14 protein-coding genes are annotated in these 13,295 nt (G+C 55.8%); 6 read left to right on the forward strand and 8 right to left on the reverse strand.

Annotation, left to right across the window (positions count from 1 at the left end; genetic code table 11):
* Nucleotides 1-110: 110 nt before the first annotated feature.
* From secM to mutT, 3 genes are read left to right on the forward strand one after another with little or no spacing between them, the layout of a single operon-like run.
* Nucleotides 111-614, forward strand: coding sequence for a secA translation cis-regulator SecM (secM, locus tag UR504_RS15340; RefSeq protein ID WP_164850615.1), 504 nt, complete (start codon nt 111-113; stop codon nt 612-614).
* 58 nt (nt 615-672) lie between these two features.
* Nucleotides 673-3,378: a preprotein translocase subunit SecA gene (gene secA / locus UR504_RS15345; protein WP_302235797.1), complete on the forward strand. Its 2,706-nt coding sequence runs from the start codon at nt 673-675 to the stop codon at nt 3,376-3,378.
* Between the two features lie 57 nt (nt 3,379-3,435).
* Nucleotides 3,436-3,828, forward strand: coding sequence for an 8-oxo-dGTP diphosphatase MutT (gene mutT, locus UR504_RS15350; protein ID WP_302235799.1), 393 nt, complete (start codon nt 3,436-3,438; stop codon nt 3,826-3,828).
* 34 nt (nt 3,829-3,862) lie between these two features.
* Here the strand turns inward: mutT and yacG are convergent, their stop codons facing one another.
* Genes yacG through coaE form a run of 3 tightly spaced genes read right to left on the reverse strand, consistent with a single transcriptional unit; the run spans nt 3,863 to nt 5,430 of the window.
* Nucleotides 3,863-4,057, reverse strand: a complete 195-nt coding sequence (yacG, locus tag UR504_RS15355; protein ID WP_045401034.1) for a DNA gyrase inhibitor YacG — start codon at nt 4,055-4,057, stop codon at nt 3,863-3,865.
* A 9-nt stretch (nt 4,058-4,066) separates the two neighbouring features.
* Nucleotides 4,067-4,810, reverse strand: a complete 744-nt coding sequence (gene zapD, locus UR504_RS15360; RefSeq protein WP_302235802.1) for a cell division protein ZapD — start codon at nt 4,808-4,810, stop codon at nt 4,067-4,069.
* Nucleotides 4,810-5,430, reverse strand: coding sequence for a dephospho-CoA kinase (coaE, locus tag UR504_RS15365; protein ID WP_115876434.1), 621 nt, complete (start codon nt 5,428-5,430; stop codon nt 4,810-4,812). The genes zapD and coaE overlap by 1 nt, the downstream gene beginning before the upstream one ends.
* A 228-nt stretch (nt 5,431-5,658) precedes the next feature.
* Between coaE and UR504_RS15370 the strand changes: the two genes are divergently transcribed.
* Nucleotides 5,659-6,702 (forward strand): GMP reductase, encoded by a 1,044-nt coding sequence (locus UR504_RS15370; RefSeq protein WP_127729618.1) that lies wholly within the window; start codon nt 5,659-5,661, stop codon nt 6,700-6,702.
* Between the two features lie 41 nt (nt 6,703-6,743).
* Here the strand turns inward: UR504_RS15370 and hofC are convergent, their stop codons facing one another.
* From hofC to nadC, 4 genes are all read right to left on the reverse strand, one after another.
* A complete protein-coding gene (gene hofC / locus UR504_RS15375; RefSeq protein WP_115876433.1) occupies nt 6,744-7,928 on the reverse strand; it encodes a protein transport protein HofC in 1,185 nt (394 codons plus the stop codon).
* Nucleotides 7,918-9,300, reverse strand: coding sequence for a type II secretion system protein GspE (gene gspE / locus UR504_RS15380; protein ID WP_252093403.1), 1,383 nt, complete (start codon nt 9,298-9,300; stop codon nt 7,918-7,920). Before gspE ends, hofC begins: the two co-directional genes overlap by 11 nt.
* A gap of 10 nt (nt 9,301-9,310) precedes the next feature.
* The gene (gene ppdD, locus UR504_RS15385) at nt 9,311-9,748 is read right to left on the reverse strand and encodes a prepilin peptidase-dependent pilin (RefSeq protein ID WP_111964028.1); all 438 of its coding nucleotides are present in this window, start codon (nt 9,746-9,748) and stop codon (nt 9,311-9,313) included.
* Between the two features lie 174 nt (nt 9,749-9,922).
* Complete coding sequence (gene nadC / locus UR504_RS15390) at nt 9,923-10,816, reverse strand: carboxylating nicotinate-nucleotide diphosphorylase (protein ID WP_115876431.1); 894 nt, start codon at nt 10,814-10,816, stop codon at nt 9,923-9,925.
* Between the two features lie 87 nt (nt 10,817-10,903).
* Here nadC and ampD point away from each other — a divergent pair, with 87 nt between their 5' ends.
* On the forward strand, nt 10,904-11,455 hold the full coding sequence (gene ampD, locus UR504_RS15395; protein WP_115876430.1) for a 1,6-anhydro-N-acetylmuramyl-L-alanine amidase AmpD: 552 nt from the start codon (nt 10,904-10,906) through the stop codon (nt 11,453-11,455).
* Between the two features lie 9 nt (nt 11,456-11,464).
* Nucleotides 11,465-12,319 carry a beta-lactamase regulator AmpE gene (ampE, locus tag UR504_RS15400; RefSeq protein ID WP_111964025.1) on the forward strand — a complete coding sequence of 285 codons (855 nt, stop codon included), beginning with the start codon at nt 11,465-11,467 and terminating at the stop codon, nt 12,317-12,319.
* 18 nt (nt 12,320-12,337) lie between these two features.
* Here ampE and UR504_RS15405 read toward each other — a convergent pair whose 3' ends face one another.
* Nucleotides 12,338-13,288, reverse strand: a complete 951-nt coding sequence (locus UR504_RS15405; RefSeq protein WP_302235807.1) for a family 43 glycosylhydrolase — start codon at nt 13,286-13,288, stop codon at nt 12,338-12,340.
* Nucleotides 13,289-13,295: the final 7 nt, after the last annotated feature.

Raw genomic sequence — 13,295 nt, forward strand, 5'->3', positions numbered from 1 at the left:
GCAGCGGCACCTCATTCCTGCTGATGTGCATTGGCTTTAGTGATACTATCTGGGCGCTAAAAGAATAACTGAACTCAGCCTCTGCAAGGCTGGCTTATTGGGTGGAGCAGGTGAGCGGAATACTGACGCGCTGGCGACAATTTGGCAGACGTTACTTCTGGCCGCATCTCTTATTAGGGATGGTCGCGGCAAGCTTTGGCTTGCCTGCGCTCAGCAACAGTGCCGAAGCGGCGACGCCCGCAAAAACCTCCACGACTAAACACGATTTCAACACGCGGGTTAACTTTACTAACCTTGCGTGGCTTGAAGCCAGCCGCCGTCCAAACTTCACCGTCGATTACTGGCACCAGCACGCTATCCGCACGGTTATCCGCCATCTGTCGTTTGCGATGGCACCGCAGGCCATGCCTGTTGCGGAAGAGGCGCTGCCGGTGCAGGCTCAGCATCTTGCCCTGCTGGACACGCTTAACGCGCTGCTCACGCAGGACAGCCAGCCGCCGGTCATAGTTCGTCAGTCGACGCAACGTGAGTTTGTTTCACCTGTTTCATTCTCTGTTTCAACCTGGATTAGCCAGGCTCACGGCATTCGCGCCGGGCCGCAACGCCTCAGCTAAATTAACTTTTTCAATACCTTAATTTATCTGCCCACAATGGGGCGTTTGAGAATTTATTATGCTAATCAAATTGTTAACTAAAGTTTTTGGTAGTCGTAACGATCGTACCCTGCGCCGTATGCGCAAAGCAGTTGCCGTCATCAACGGTATGGAACCGGCGATGGAGAAGCTCTCTGATGACGAGCTTAAAGCGAAAACAGCGGAATTTCGTGCGCGTCTGGAAAAAGGTGAAACCTTAGAAAGCCTGATCCCGGAAGCGTTTGCTGTCGTGCGCGAAGCGAGTAAGCGTGTATTCGGCATGCGTCACTTCGACGTTCAGCTGCTGGGTGGTATGGTGCTCAACGAGCGCTGCATCGCGGAAATGCGTACCGGTGAAGGTAAAACCCTGACCGCAACGCTGCCGGCTTACCTGAACGCGCTGACCGGTAAAGGCGTTCACGTCGTTACCGTCAACGACTATCTGGCACAGCGTGACGCCGAAAACAACCGTCCACTTTTCGAATTCCTCGGTATGACTGTCGGCATCAACATGTCCGGCCTGCCTGCGCCAGCCAAGCGTGAAGCGTATAACGCGGATATTACCTACGGCACCAACAACGAATACGGCTTCGACTACCTGCGTGACAACATGGCGTTCAGCCCTGAAGAGCGCGTCCAGCGTAAGCTGCACTACGCGCTGGTGGATGAGGTGGACTCCATCCTGATCGATGAAGCGCGTACTCCGCTTATCATCTCCGGCCCGGCTGAAGACAGCTCCGAGATGTACCGTAAAGTCGACAAAATCATTCCACACCTGCTGCGTCAGGAGAAAGAGGACTCGGATACCTTCCAGGGTGAAGGCCACTTCTCCGTTGATGAAAAAGCGCGCCAGGTGAACCTGACCGAACGTGGTCTGGTGAAAATTGAAGAACTGCTGGTTGCTGAAGGCATTATGGAAGAGGGCGAGTCTCTGTACTCCCCGAGCAACATCATGCTGATGCACCACGTGACCGCCGCGCTGCGTGCCCACGCGCTGTTCACCCGCGACGTCGATTACATCGTTAAAGACGGCGAGGTGATCATCGTCGATGAACACACCGGCCGTACCATGCAGGGACGTCGCTGGTCTGACGGTCTTCACCAGGCTGTGGAAGCCAAAGAAGGTGTGGATATTCAGAATGAAAACCAGACGCTGGCGTCTATCACCTTCCAGAACTACTTCCGTCTGTACGAGAAGCTGGCGGGCATGACCGGTACTGCTGATACCGAAGCGTTTGAATTCAGCTCTATCTACAAGCTGGATACCGTGGTCGTTCCAACCAACCGTCCGATGATCCGTAAGGATATGCCGGATCTGGTGTACATGACCGAAGCGGAAAAAATCCAGGCAATCATTGAAGACATTCGCGAACGTACCGCAAAAGGCCAGCCGGTTCTGGTGGGGACCATCTCCATCGAGAAATCTGAAGTGGTTTCCAACGAGCTGACCAAAGCAGGCATCAAGCACAACGTTCTGAACGCCAAGTTCCACGCTAAAGAGGCAGACATTGTTGCGCAGGCGGGTTATCCGGCTGCCGTCACCATCGCCACCAACATGGCGGGTCGTGGTACCGATATTATGCTGGGCGGTAGCTGGCAGGCTGAAGTGGCGGAGCTGGAAAACCCAACGCCAGAACAGATTGCGCAGATCAAAGCCGACTGGCAGGTTCGTCATGATGCCGTTCTGGCTTCCGGCGGTCTGCACATCATCGGTACAGAGCGTCATGAATCTCGTCGTATTGATAACCAGCTGCGTGGCCGTGCGGGTCGTCAGGGTGATGCCGGTTCATCCCGCTTCTACCTGTCTATGGAAGATGCGCTGATGCGTATTTTCGCCTCCGACCGCGTGTCCGGCATGATGCGTAAGCTGGGGATGAAACCTGGCGAAGCCATTGAGCACCCGTGGGTGACTAAAGCGATTGCTAACGCACAGCGTAAAGTGGAAAGCCGCAACTTTGATATTCGTAAGCAGCTGCTGGAATATGATGACGTGGCTAACGATCAGCGTCGTGCGATCTACACCCAGCGTAACGAACTGCTGGACGTCTCCGACGTGAGCGAAACCATTAACAGCATTCGTGAAGATGTGTTTAAAGCCACCATCGACGCGCATATTCCACCGCAGTCTCTGGAAGAAATGTGGGATATCGAAGGCCTGCAGGAACGCCTGAAAAACGACTTTGACCTCGATCTGCCAATCAAAGAGTGGCTGGATAAAGAGCCTGAGCTACACGAAGAGACCCTGCGTGAACGTATCTTTGAAACCGCGCTGGACGTATACAAGCGTAAGGAAGAGGTCGTTGGCGCTGAGATGATGCGTCACTTCGAAAAAGGCGTGATGCTGCAGACCCTGGATTCCCTGTGGAAAGAGCACCTGGCGGCTATGGACTACCTGCGTCAGGGTATCCACCTGCGTGGCTATGCGCAGAAAGATCCGAAGCAGGAATACAAGCGTGAATCCTTCTCCATGTTTGCGTCTATGCTGGAGTCGCTGAAGTATGAAGTGATCAGCACCCTGAGCAAGGTTCAGGTGCGCATGCCGGAAGAGGTAGAAGCGATGGAGCAGCAGCGTCGTGAAGAAGCCGAGCGTCTGGCACAAATGCAACAGCTGAGCCACCAGGCCGACGACAGCGAAGCTGCAGCGGCGATCGCCGCGCAGACCGGCGATCGTAAAGTGGGTCGTAACGATCCGTGCCCGTGTGGTTCCGGTAAAAAGTACAAGGCGTGCCACGGCCGCCTGAGCTAAGTTCATAAAAAAACAAAAAGGCGCAGAAATCTGCGCCTTTTTTATGGAAGTGACAATATGAAAATACTGCAAATTGCCGTCGGGATTATTCGCAACCCGCAAAACCAAATCTTCATCACCCAGCGCGCTGCCGACGCCCATATGGCGAACAAGTGGGAGTTTCCAGGCGGTAAAATCGAGTCAGGTGAAACGCCGGAAGAGGCGCTGGTTCGCGAGCTTCAGGAAGAGGTGGGGATCACTCCGCTTGGCGCAACGCTGTTTGATAAGCTTGAGTACCAGTTTCCGGACAGGCACATCACGCTGTGGTTCTGGTTGGTGGAAAAATGGGAAGGTGAACCCTGGGGAAAAGAGGGACAGCCGGGTAACTGGGTAGAGCTTCAGGCAAGTGATGCCGAAAAATTCCCGCCAGCTAATGAGCCCGTGATCCTGCGGTTAGTCGCACAACCGTAGGCCTGCTGAGCGAAGTGCCAGCAGGCTTTACAGATTACTGCTGGGTTTCACTCCAGTCATCGCTGTCCGAGAGATCGCCTTTGCTTGGAATGCGTTTCTCTTCCGCCGCCCATTCGCCCAGGTCAATGAGCTGACAGCGCTTGCAGCAGAATGGGCGGAACGGACTGACTTCGCCCCAGACAACGGTTTTACCACAGGTTGGGCAGCTTACGGTGGTGACATCAGACATCGGCACTCCTTAACAACAGGCCAGTTCAAAATCGAGACGTTCCGGCACGGTGCCATTTTCACTGTCCAGCGGCATAAAGCGAATCGCAAAACGGCTCTTATGCCCGGAAATCTGTGGGTAAAGCTGTTCGCCGAGAGACAGATTGAGACGCAGAAGATCGGCATCATCACCGTTGTCCTGGTAGAAACCATTCAGGCTGGTTTGCTTGCGGAACGGCGCAGAGTTACGTATCAGGTCGAGGATCAGCGACAGCGTCTGGTGCATTGGCTGCAGGCTTGCCAGCCAGCTGTTCACCTGCGCGTCACGCTGAGCCTGTGGCATATGTAGCCACATATGCAGCGTCGGCAGGTCGAAGCTACAGCAGCCGCCAGGGATGCTCAGACGCTGGCGCACCAGACCAATCAGGCGGTCTTCGCGCAAAAACTGCCCGACGCGTGGCGCGGCCATCAGGACGGCGCTACTGCTTTTCAACTGCTGGCGGAGCGCGTCGATACGGCTCTGATCTACGCCGGGGACCTCTGTCCATGCCTGCAATTTACGCTGCTGGCGCTCCAGCTCTTTGAGTAATTCTGTGCGGACATCACCGCGTTCAATCACATCCAGCAGATCGCCTACGTTGCGGAAGAAGTGCAATGCGGTGGCATGATCGTTAACCGGCAGATGTTGTGAAAGTTGTTGAATAAGAAATTCGATACGCAGCCAGGTGCGCATTTTTTCATTGAGCGGATGCTCAAAAAGGATGTGTGTCGACATTATGGTTTTTCCTGTGCAACGGCCTGCGCGGCGAACGTCAGATACTGCGCGTGCAGACGGGCAACATCCGATGCAATGGCATCTGGTGCGCCGTTATTATCAATAACATCATCCGCGACGGCAAGACGCTGAGCGCGCGTAGCCTGAGCGGCAAGAATTTGTTCAGCATGCTCCCGCGAAACGCGATCGCGCGTCATGGTTCTCTGGATTTGCGTTTCGGGTTCAACATCAATCACCAGCACCCGATCGGCTTTCTGATGCAGCTGATTTTCCACCAGTAGCGGAACCACCCACAGGACATAGGGCGAGCGGGCTGCGGCTATCTGACGCTGAGTTTCCTGGTGGATGATGGGGTGGAGCAGGGCATTAAGCCAGGCTTTTTCCGCAGAATCAGAAAAAATGCATTCGCGAAGCTGACGGCGATTTAGCGTGCCATCGGCATTGATGATTGCATTGCCAAAATGTTCTGCGATGGCTTTAAGCGCGGGTGTATTGGGCTCTACCACCTGGCGGGCAATGATATCGGCATCGATAATCGTGATACCCAAACGAGAAAACGCGTCCGCAACGGTACTTTTACCACTACCGATGCCGCCGGTTAATGCAACGATATACCCCATTAAATCAAATCCTGGGAATTATTCATTATTAAAATCAGTGGATTAAAACTCTCAGATGCACCAGCAACTGTTTAGCCCTGTTTACCGGCTTTTGACCAGGTAAATTTATAGGATTGTAGCGTAAAAAAAGAGAATTTCGCAGTCTTGCGGAGCAGGTATTAGTGCGTATGATAGCGTCACTGGAGTTGTGCTTTTTACATATTTGCCTCTAACCCCAGGAATCCGCACATGCGTATCGAAGAAGATCTGAAGTTAGGTTTCAAAGACGTTCTTATCCGCCCTAAACGCTCTACACTGAAAAGTCGCTCAGACGTTGAACTCGAACGTCAATTCACCTTTAAGCATTCCGGTCAGACCTGGTCTGGCGTGCCGATCATCGCTGCCAACATGGATACTGTGGGTACCTTTGAGATGGCAACCGCCCTGGCACAGTTTGATATTCTCACCGCCGTGCACAAACATTACAGCCCTGAAGAGTGGAATGCGTTTGTCGCGTCCACATCTGCTGACGTAGTGAAGCATGTGATGGTTTCTACCGGCACCTCCGATGCGGATTTCGAGAAGACCAAACAGATCCTGAACGCTAACCCGGCGCTCAACTTCGTTTGTATTGACGTGGCGAACGGTTACTCCGAGCACTTCGTGCAGTTCGTCAGCAAGGCGCGTGAGGCCTGGCCGACGAAAACCATCATCGCGGGCAACGTGGTGACCGGTGAAATGTGTGAAGAGCTGATCCTCTCCGGTGCCGATATCGTGAAAGTGGGCATTGGTCCGGGCTCTGTATGCACGACACGCGTCAAAACCGGCGTCGGTTATCCGCAGCTCTCCGCCGTCATTGAATGTGCCGATGCGGCGCACGGGCTGGGCGGACAGATCATCAGCGACGGCGGTTGCACCATGCCGGGTGATGTCGCAAAGGCTTTCGGCGGCGGCGCGGACTTCGTGATGCTCGGCGGTATGCTGGCAGGTCACGAAGAGAGCGGTGGTACCGTAGTTGAAGAGAACGGCGAGAAATTCATGCTGTTCTACGGTATGAGCTCTGAGTCTGCGATGACCCGTCACGTCGGTGGCGTAGCAAAATACCGTGCGGCAGAAGGCAAAACCGTGAAGCTGCCTCTGCGCGGCCCGGTTGAAAACACCGCACGCGATATCCTCGGCGGCCTGCGCTCTGCCTGCACCTACGTTGGAGCATCCCGTCTGAAAGAGCTGACAAAGCGTACGACGTTTATTCGCGTTCAGGAACAAGAAAACCGCGTATTCAATAGCCTGTAATGGCTTTCGCTGGCGCATGCCCGTGCGCCAGCCCTGCTGTACTATCCCGCACTCAACGCATCCCCCAGATGGAAAATCGGCAGGTACATTGCCACCACCAGCGTGCCGATGATGACCCCTGTCACAATCAGAAGCACCGGTTCCAGAAGGGCCGCCAGGCTATCTGCTCGTTGAAAGGTCTGTTCCGTGTGATGCCGGGCGAGGTTTGCCAGCATGATATCCAGCGCACCTGATATTTCGCCGGTTCGTAAAAGCTGAATACACAGCGGGGTAAAGATGCCCGCTTTATTAAAGGATGACCAGACGGGGAGACCTTTTTCAATGTCCTCCCGAACGCCACGGAGTATTCCCTGCCAGTACCGACTTTCAACGGTCTCCTCTGCACTCTCCAGGCCCTGTAGAAAGGGGATTCCGGACTGCTGCGTGAGTGACAGCACGGTAAAGATGTGTCCCAGTTTTTGCCCTTTTGCCAGCGCGCCCATCACGGGCGTATACATCAGCATGCGCTGCCAGCGAGGGTTCTGCCGCAGAGCCCAGGCAGTGGCCAAGGGCGCTAATAACGCGGCGAACAACGCGAGGGCATAGGACTGGATAAAGGCGGCCATCCCCATGACCATCTGTGTCAGCAGGGGAAGCGGAGCGTTAAACGTTTTATAGATCGCGGCAAACTCGGGCAAGACCAGGACAACCATCGCCAGCACCACGAGCACGGCCAGCGTCAGGACAATCGCCGGATAGCGCAGGGCTTTTTTTACCTTTGCTCTGAGCTCCTGCTGCGCTTTTTGCTGCTGCGCGAGCTGGCGACAACACTCCTCCAGTTTCCCTGTGAGCTCACCGGTTTTCACCATCGAGACATGCAGTGGGCTAAAAACGGCTGGCCACTTTTTTAGCGACTCAGAAAAGGGGGCTCCCTCACCGAGCTCATCGGCAATACTTTGCAGCAGTGCCTGCCACGGTTTTAACGGATGTTGCTCTGCCAGCATCTGCAGGCTGTGGGACAACGTCAGCCCGGCCTGCAGAAGCGTTGCAAGCTGGCGAAACATCTCGTAGCAGTGATGTGGCCGCCAGCGGTGTTGCTGAGCGCATCGGGTCAGCGTCAAAGGATGGAGATCGCTCCGCACTAGCCGGGTGAAGGCGGCATTGCGGTCTGTGGCCCAGAGTGTCCCGCTTCGGAGTTCACCTTCTTTGGTGAGCGCTCGCCAGCGCCAGAGTTGATTAGCCGCCATTTGGCATTCCCAGCACGCGCACCAGTTCTTCGAGCGTGGTCAGCCCTTGTTCGACGGCCATGCAACCGTGCTCGAAAAGAGAAATCATTCCCGCCTGCCGGGCGCTCGCTTCTATCAATTCTGTTCCCGCTCCGCTGGCAATGGCCTGTCGCAGCGCATTGTCGACCGCAAGTACTTCAAAAATAGCCACGCGGCCATAAAAACCGTGATAACAGCGATCGCAGCCGGTGGACTGCCAGCGAGGAAGTGGTCTGGACCATACGGCGCGCGGTAATTCAGCATGCTCGCTGGCTTCCCGACGACAATGTGGGCACAGGCGCCGGACCAGTCGCTGGGCAATCACCATCGACAGCGCGGAAGATATCATCCAGCGCGCGACGCCCATCTGCTCCAGTCGAATCAGGGTTTCTGTCGTCGAGTTGGTGTGCAGCGTTGACAGTACCAGATGACCGGTCTGGGCGGCATTAATGGCAATTTCTGCCGTTTCACCGTCACGGATTTCGCCGACCATAATGATGTCGGGATCCTGACGTAGCAGCGCCCTTAACACGCTCTGGAATGTTAAACCCGCCCGGGGATTAATCTGCGTCTGGTTTAAACCCGCAAGGGGGATCTCAATGGGATCCTCCACGCTGCATATGTTGACGTCAGGGGTGTTACGCGCCTGCAGCGCGCTGTACAACGTCACGGTTTTGCCGCTGCCGGTAGGGCCGGTGACCAGAATCAGCCCCTGCGGCTGGTGGAGCACCTCGTTGAAACGGGCCAGTTGTTCAGCACTCATACCAAGCGCTTCAGGCTCAAGGGCCTGCTGAACCTGATGCAAGAGACGCAGCACAATTTTCTCACCACCGCTGCAGGGAAGCGTCGCGATCCGAAATGAGACCGGCTCGTTTGCCAGCTCAATCGTAAACTGACCGTCCTGGGGCAAACGACGTTCTGCAATATCCAGGTTACCCAGCACCTTTAAACGTGCGCTGAACAGGCTTGCCAGTTCAGCGGCAAGGGGAGGCTGAGGGCAAAGTACGCCGTCGATACGTAAACGAATCTGGCACGCGTGCTCCATCGGTTCGATATGAATATCAGAGGCGCGTCGGTTGATTGCCTGCTGCAGCGTGTGGTTGAGGACATCAACTGTTGAGTATGTTTGCGTAATGCCGGGCAGATGTGATTGGGACGTTAGCTGCCGGTGTTTTTCCATGCGCTCAGCGCTCCAGCACTCAATATCAATTCGTTTCTGGGTGGCGAAGCGCAGCGCCTCCATGAGTTCAGCCGCGGGGCTTCCCACGACGGCAATGCTGACCATGTCACTGTCGCTGGTGAGCAGCAGCGCGCGGTGGCGCAGACAAAGCGCCACGAGTTGCTCGGTATTCATTATCCGCTCCTCAGTTGTTGTCGAAGCGGAAAACGTCTTCGCAGGCCTGTTTCAGGGCGCTATCAGCACCGATCTTACAGTCGCGCGTCCAGCCCGTCATACCGTTGCCGTCGTTCCACCGTGGCGTCATGGTTACCGTCAGCCCGTTAAGACTCTCCTGTCCTGTTAAGGTCACGGTCCCTTTTGCCACGCTCATTCCTGAAACGTAGCGTGTCGTGGTGGGGGAAGGGATACCGTTGCTGCCGGCATCGCAGCTCTCCACGCCTCCGTGATCAAGTGCGCAAAGCTCAATGGCCGTGCGGTAAGGAACGAAGGTTTGCAGCATATCGGTCAGCGCCGCTTTGCGCAGGTAGTTCTGATAGGCTGGTACGCCGATGGCGCTCAGAATCGCGATAATGCCGATGACCACCATCAGCTCAATGAGAGTGAATCCGTGTTGTCTGTTCATATCTGCTCCTTACGTTTAGTGGAGCTACTCTGTCAGCGCGAAAGGGCAGATACGAGGGGCAAAAAAGTGAACGGGAAAGCACATTCAGAGAATTTATGCCGCGTTGCAGGGAAGAACAGCGGATATGCGAGCGGGGCTGAAATTCCCCTCTCCGGGCGGAGAGGGGAGAATGCATTATTTGAAGCGCATTGAGAGGTCGAGGGCGCGAACGTGTTTGGTCAGCGCGCCGACGGAGATGTAATCCACGCCGGTTTCGGCGAATTCACGGATCGTTTCGAAGGTGACGTTCCCGGACACTTCAAGCTGGGCCCGGCCGTTAGTCAATTTTACCGCCTCGCGCATCTGCTCGGTTTCGAAGTTATCGAGCATGATGATATCGGCCCCGGCCTTAATCGCCTGCTCCAGCTCGTCCAGGTTTTCCACTTCCACTTCAACCGGCACATCAGGGTGCAGCCAGAAGGCCTTCTCCACTGCCTGACGCACGGAGCCAGAGGCAATAATATGGTTTTCTTTAATCAGGAAGGCGTCGGACAGGCCCAGACGATGGTTTGCGCCACCGCCGCACAGCACCGCATACTTCAGCGCCGTGCGCAGGCCCGGCAGCGTTTTGCGGGTATCCAGCAGCTGGGTGCGGGTGCCTGCCAGCAGGTCAACGTAGCGACGTACTTCACTGGCGACACCAGAGAGCGTTTGTACAAAGTTGAGCGCGGTACGTTCGCCAGTCAGCAAGACGCGGGAAGGACCGTCCAGTTCAAACAGCGGCTGGTTTGCCGTAATCGCATCGCCGTCTTCAACGTGCCAGATAATCTGCACATCATCACCCGCCAGTTGAGTAAAGACCTCTTCAACCCAGCGCTTGCCGCAAAAAACACCCTCTTCGCGGGTGATAATGACCGCGTGGGAGCGCGTCTCTTTCGGCAACAATTGTGCGGTAATATCCTTTTCGGCATTAACATCACCGCCCAGATCTTCTTTCAAAGCATGGGAGACGCTTGCCGGAATATCCATATTAATACGTTCCAGAAGCGCTTCACGTCGGTGGTCGGGGTTGTAGCGGCGAGGCGGCATGATAAAACTCCAAATTGGTAACGAATCATAATATTGAAACATGCTACTCTGAACCGAGTCATTGCACCATACAGAAGGAGTTCCAGCATGTTGTTAGAAAACGGATGGCTGGTGGATGCGCGGCGTGTGCCCTCGCCGCACCACGATTGCCGCCCGGAGGATGAAAAGCCCACACTGCTGGTGGTTCATAATATTAGTCTCCCGCCGGGTGAATTTGGCGGCCCGTGGATTGATGCGTTATTCACGGGAACGATTGATCCCGATGCTCATCCCTTCTTTGCTGAAATTGCACATCTGCGCGTATCGGCTCACTGCCTGATTCGTCGCGATGGTGAAGTGGTTCAGTATGTTCCTTTTGATAAGCGCGCCTGGCATGCCGGGGTGTCGGTGTATCACGGGCGCGAGCGGTGCAATGATTTTTCTATCGGGATCGAACTGGAAGGCACGGATACCACGCCCTACACCGATTCACAGTATCAACAGCTAGCGGCTGTGACCCGCACGCTTATCGGACTTTACCCGGCAATCGCCGACAATATTACCGGGCACTGCGATATTGCCCCGGCGAGAAAAACCGATCCCGGCCCGGCATTCGACTGGCCCCGCTTTCGTGCCATGCTCACCGCGTCGTCAGAATAAGGAGATACCATGACGTTGTTTACCATGCTGCTGGTCATCATCGCTGAACGCCTGTTCAAGCTCGGTGAGCACTGGCATCTGGATCACCGGCTGGAGGTGTTATTCCGCCGTATCAAGCACTTTTCCATGCTGCGCACGCTGCTGATGATGGCGGGTGTGATGGTGATTACGTTCCTGCTCCTGCGCTCGCTGTACGGACTGTTTTTCAACGTGCCGCTGCTGGTGGTGTGGATCCTGCTCGGCGTGCTGTGCATTGGTGCGGGCAAGGTGCGTTTGCACTATCACGCCTACCTGAAAGCCGCCTCCCGTGATGATGCCCATGCGCGCAGTGCCATGGCGAGCGAACTGACCATGATCCACGGCGTGCCGCCTGACTGCGACGAGCGCGAGTTTCTGCGCGAGCTGCAAAACGCGCTGCTGTGGATTAACTTCCGTTACTACCTGGCGCCGCTATTCTGGTTCGTAGTGGGCGGCCCGTGGGGGCCGGTACTGCTGATGGGGTATGCGTTCCTGCGCGCCTGGCAGACCTGGCTTGCCCGCTATCTGACCCCGCATGAACGCCTGCTGTCCGGCATCGATGCCATCCTGCACGTGCTAGACTGGCTCCCGGTGCGTCTGGTGGGCGTGGTTTACGCGTTAATTGGCCACGGTGAAAAAGCGTTGCCCGCGTGGTTTGCTTCTCTTGCCGATCGCCATACGTCGCAGTATCAGGTGCTAACGCGTCTGGCGCAGTTCTCGCTGGCACGTGAGCCGCATACCGACAAGATTGAAACGCCGAAAGCCGCTGTCTCCATGGCGAAGAAAACGTCGTTTGTGGTGGTGGTTATCGTGGCGCTGCTGACTATCTACGGCACGCTGGTGTAAGCCAGCGCGCCGCAAAGTCTAAAGCGTATCCGCGGGCGGGATGCCGAAATCAGGCATCCCGTTTTCATTCCAGCGGACAAGCTTCAGGCGGGTATGGCGATTCGGATCGTACAGCGGATCGCCCTCAATTTCGGTGTAATTCCGCGCGTGATACACCAGCACATCGCCCCCTTCCGGCATTTGCGTAAAGCTGTTATGGCCCGGGCCGAACTGGCGGTTTTCGTAGCTGGTCACGAATACGGGGTGCGGAGATTTTTGCCAGTTCAGTGGGTTTTGCGGATCCGCGTTCAGGTCTATCCACAGCAGCCCCATGCAGTAGTTCTCGTCGGTAGCGCTGGCGGAATAGCTGATAAACAGCTTATCGCCGTGAACCAGTACCGCCGGGCCTTCGTTGACCCAAAACCCGCGACACTCCCAGTCGTATTCCGGCTTGCTGATCATCACCGGCTCGCCTTTCAGCGTCCACGGGTTCGCCATTTCACACAGATAAAGGTTGGAGTTCCCGGTGATATCCGGCGCTTTTTGCGCCCACAGATACCAGCGTTTCCCCTGATGCAAAAAGGTGGTGGCGTCCAGGGCGAAGGTATCGAAAGGCGTTTTGATCTGCCCTTTTTCCACCCACGTGCCGGTAAGCGGATCGCTGTCGGCACATTCAATGGCAAACATGCGGTGCTGGAACATCCCGAGCGCGTCGAGCGCCTGGGTGTGCGCCGCAGCAAAATAGATGTACCACTTCCCGTCAATGTGGTGCAGTTCCGGCGCCCAAATCAGCTGGCTCATTGGTCCGGTCTCGGGTTTACGCCAGACCACCACTTCTTCGGCATGACGTAAGCCTTCCAGCGACGCTGCGCGGCGGATCGCCAGCCTGTCGTACTCCGGCACGGAGGCGATAAAATAGTACTGCCCCTCGTGATGTAAAATGTACGGATCGGCGCGTTGTTCGATAAACGGGTTTGGCCAGGTTTGCATTCGGCTT

This window comes from Enterobacter sp. 241F3, from assembly GCF_034106785.1.
Classification (GTDB): domain Bacteria; phylum Pseudomonadota; class Gammaproteobacteria; order Enterobacterales; family Enterobacteriaceae; genus Enterobacter; species Enterobacter vonholyi.

Bases quoted from the DNA above. Each gene is read 5' to 3' on its own strand.
- secA (WP_302235797.1), top strand. From the start codon at position 673: ATGCTAATCAAATTGTTAACTAAAGTTTTTGGTAGTCGTAACGATCGT.
- mutT (WP_302235799.1), top strand. From the start codon at position 3,436: ATGAAAATACTGCAAATTGCCGTCGGGATTATTCGCAACCCGCAAAAC.
- yacG (WP_045401034.1), bottom strand. From the start codon at position 4,057: ATGTCTGATGTCACCACCGTAAGCTGCCCAACCTGTGGTAAAACCGTT.
- zapD (WP_302235802.1), bottom strand. From the start codon at position 4,810: ATGTCGACACACATCCTTTTTGAGCATCCGCTCAATGAAAAAATGCGC.
- coaE (WP_115876434.1), bottom strand. From the start codon at position 5,430: ATGGGGTATATCGTTGCATTAACCGGCGGCATCGGTAGTGGTAAAAGT.
- UR504_RS15370 (WP_127729618.1), top strand. From the start codon at position 5,659: ATGCGTATCGAAGAAGATCTGAAGTTAGGTTTCAAAGACGTTCTTATC.
- hofC (WP_115876433.1), bottom strand. From the start codon at position 7,928: ATGGCGGCTAATCAACTCTGGCGCTGGCGAGCGCTCACCAAAGAAGGT.
- gspE (WP_252093403.1), bottom strand. From the start codon at position 9,300: ATGAATACCGAGCAACTCGTGGCGCTTTGTCTGCGCCACCGCGCGCTG.
- ppdD (WP_111964028.1), bottom strand. From the start codon at position 9,748: ATGAACAGACAACACGGATTCACTCTCATTGAGCTGATGGTGGTCATC.
- nadC (WP_115876431.1), bottom strand. From the start codon at position 10,816: ATGCCGCCTCGCCGCTACAACCCCGACCACCGACGTGAAGCGCTTCTG.
- ampD (WP_115876430.1), top strand. From the start codon at position 10,904: ATGTTGTTAGAAAACGGATGGCTGGTGGATGCGCGGCGTGTGCCCTCG.
- ampE (WP_111964025.1), top strand. From the start codon at position 11,465: ATGACGTTGTTTACCATGCTGCTGGTCATCATCGCTGAACGCCTGTTC.
- UR504_RS15405 (WP_302235807.1), bottom strand. From the start codon at position 13,288: ATGCAAACCTGGCCAAACCCGTTTATCGAACAACGCGCCGATCCGTAC.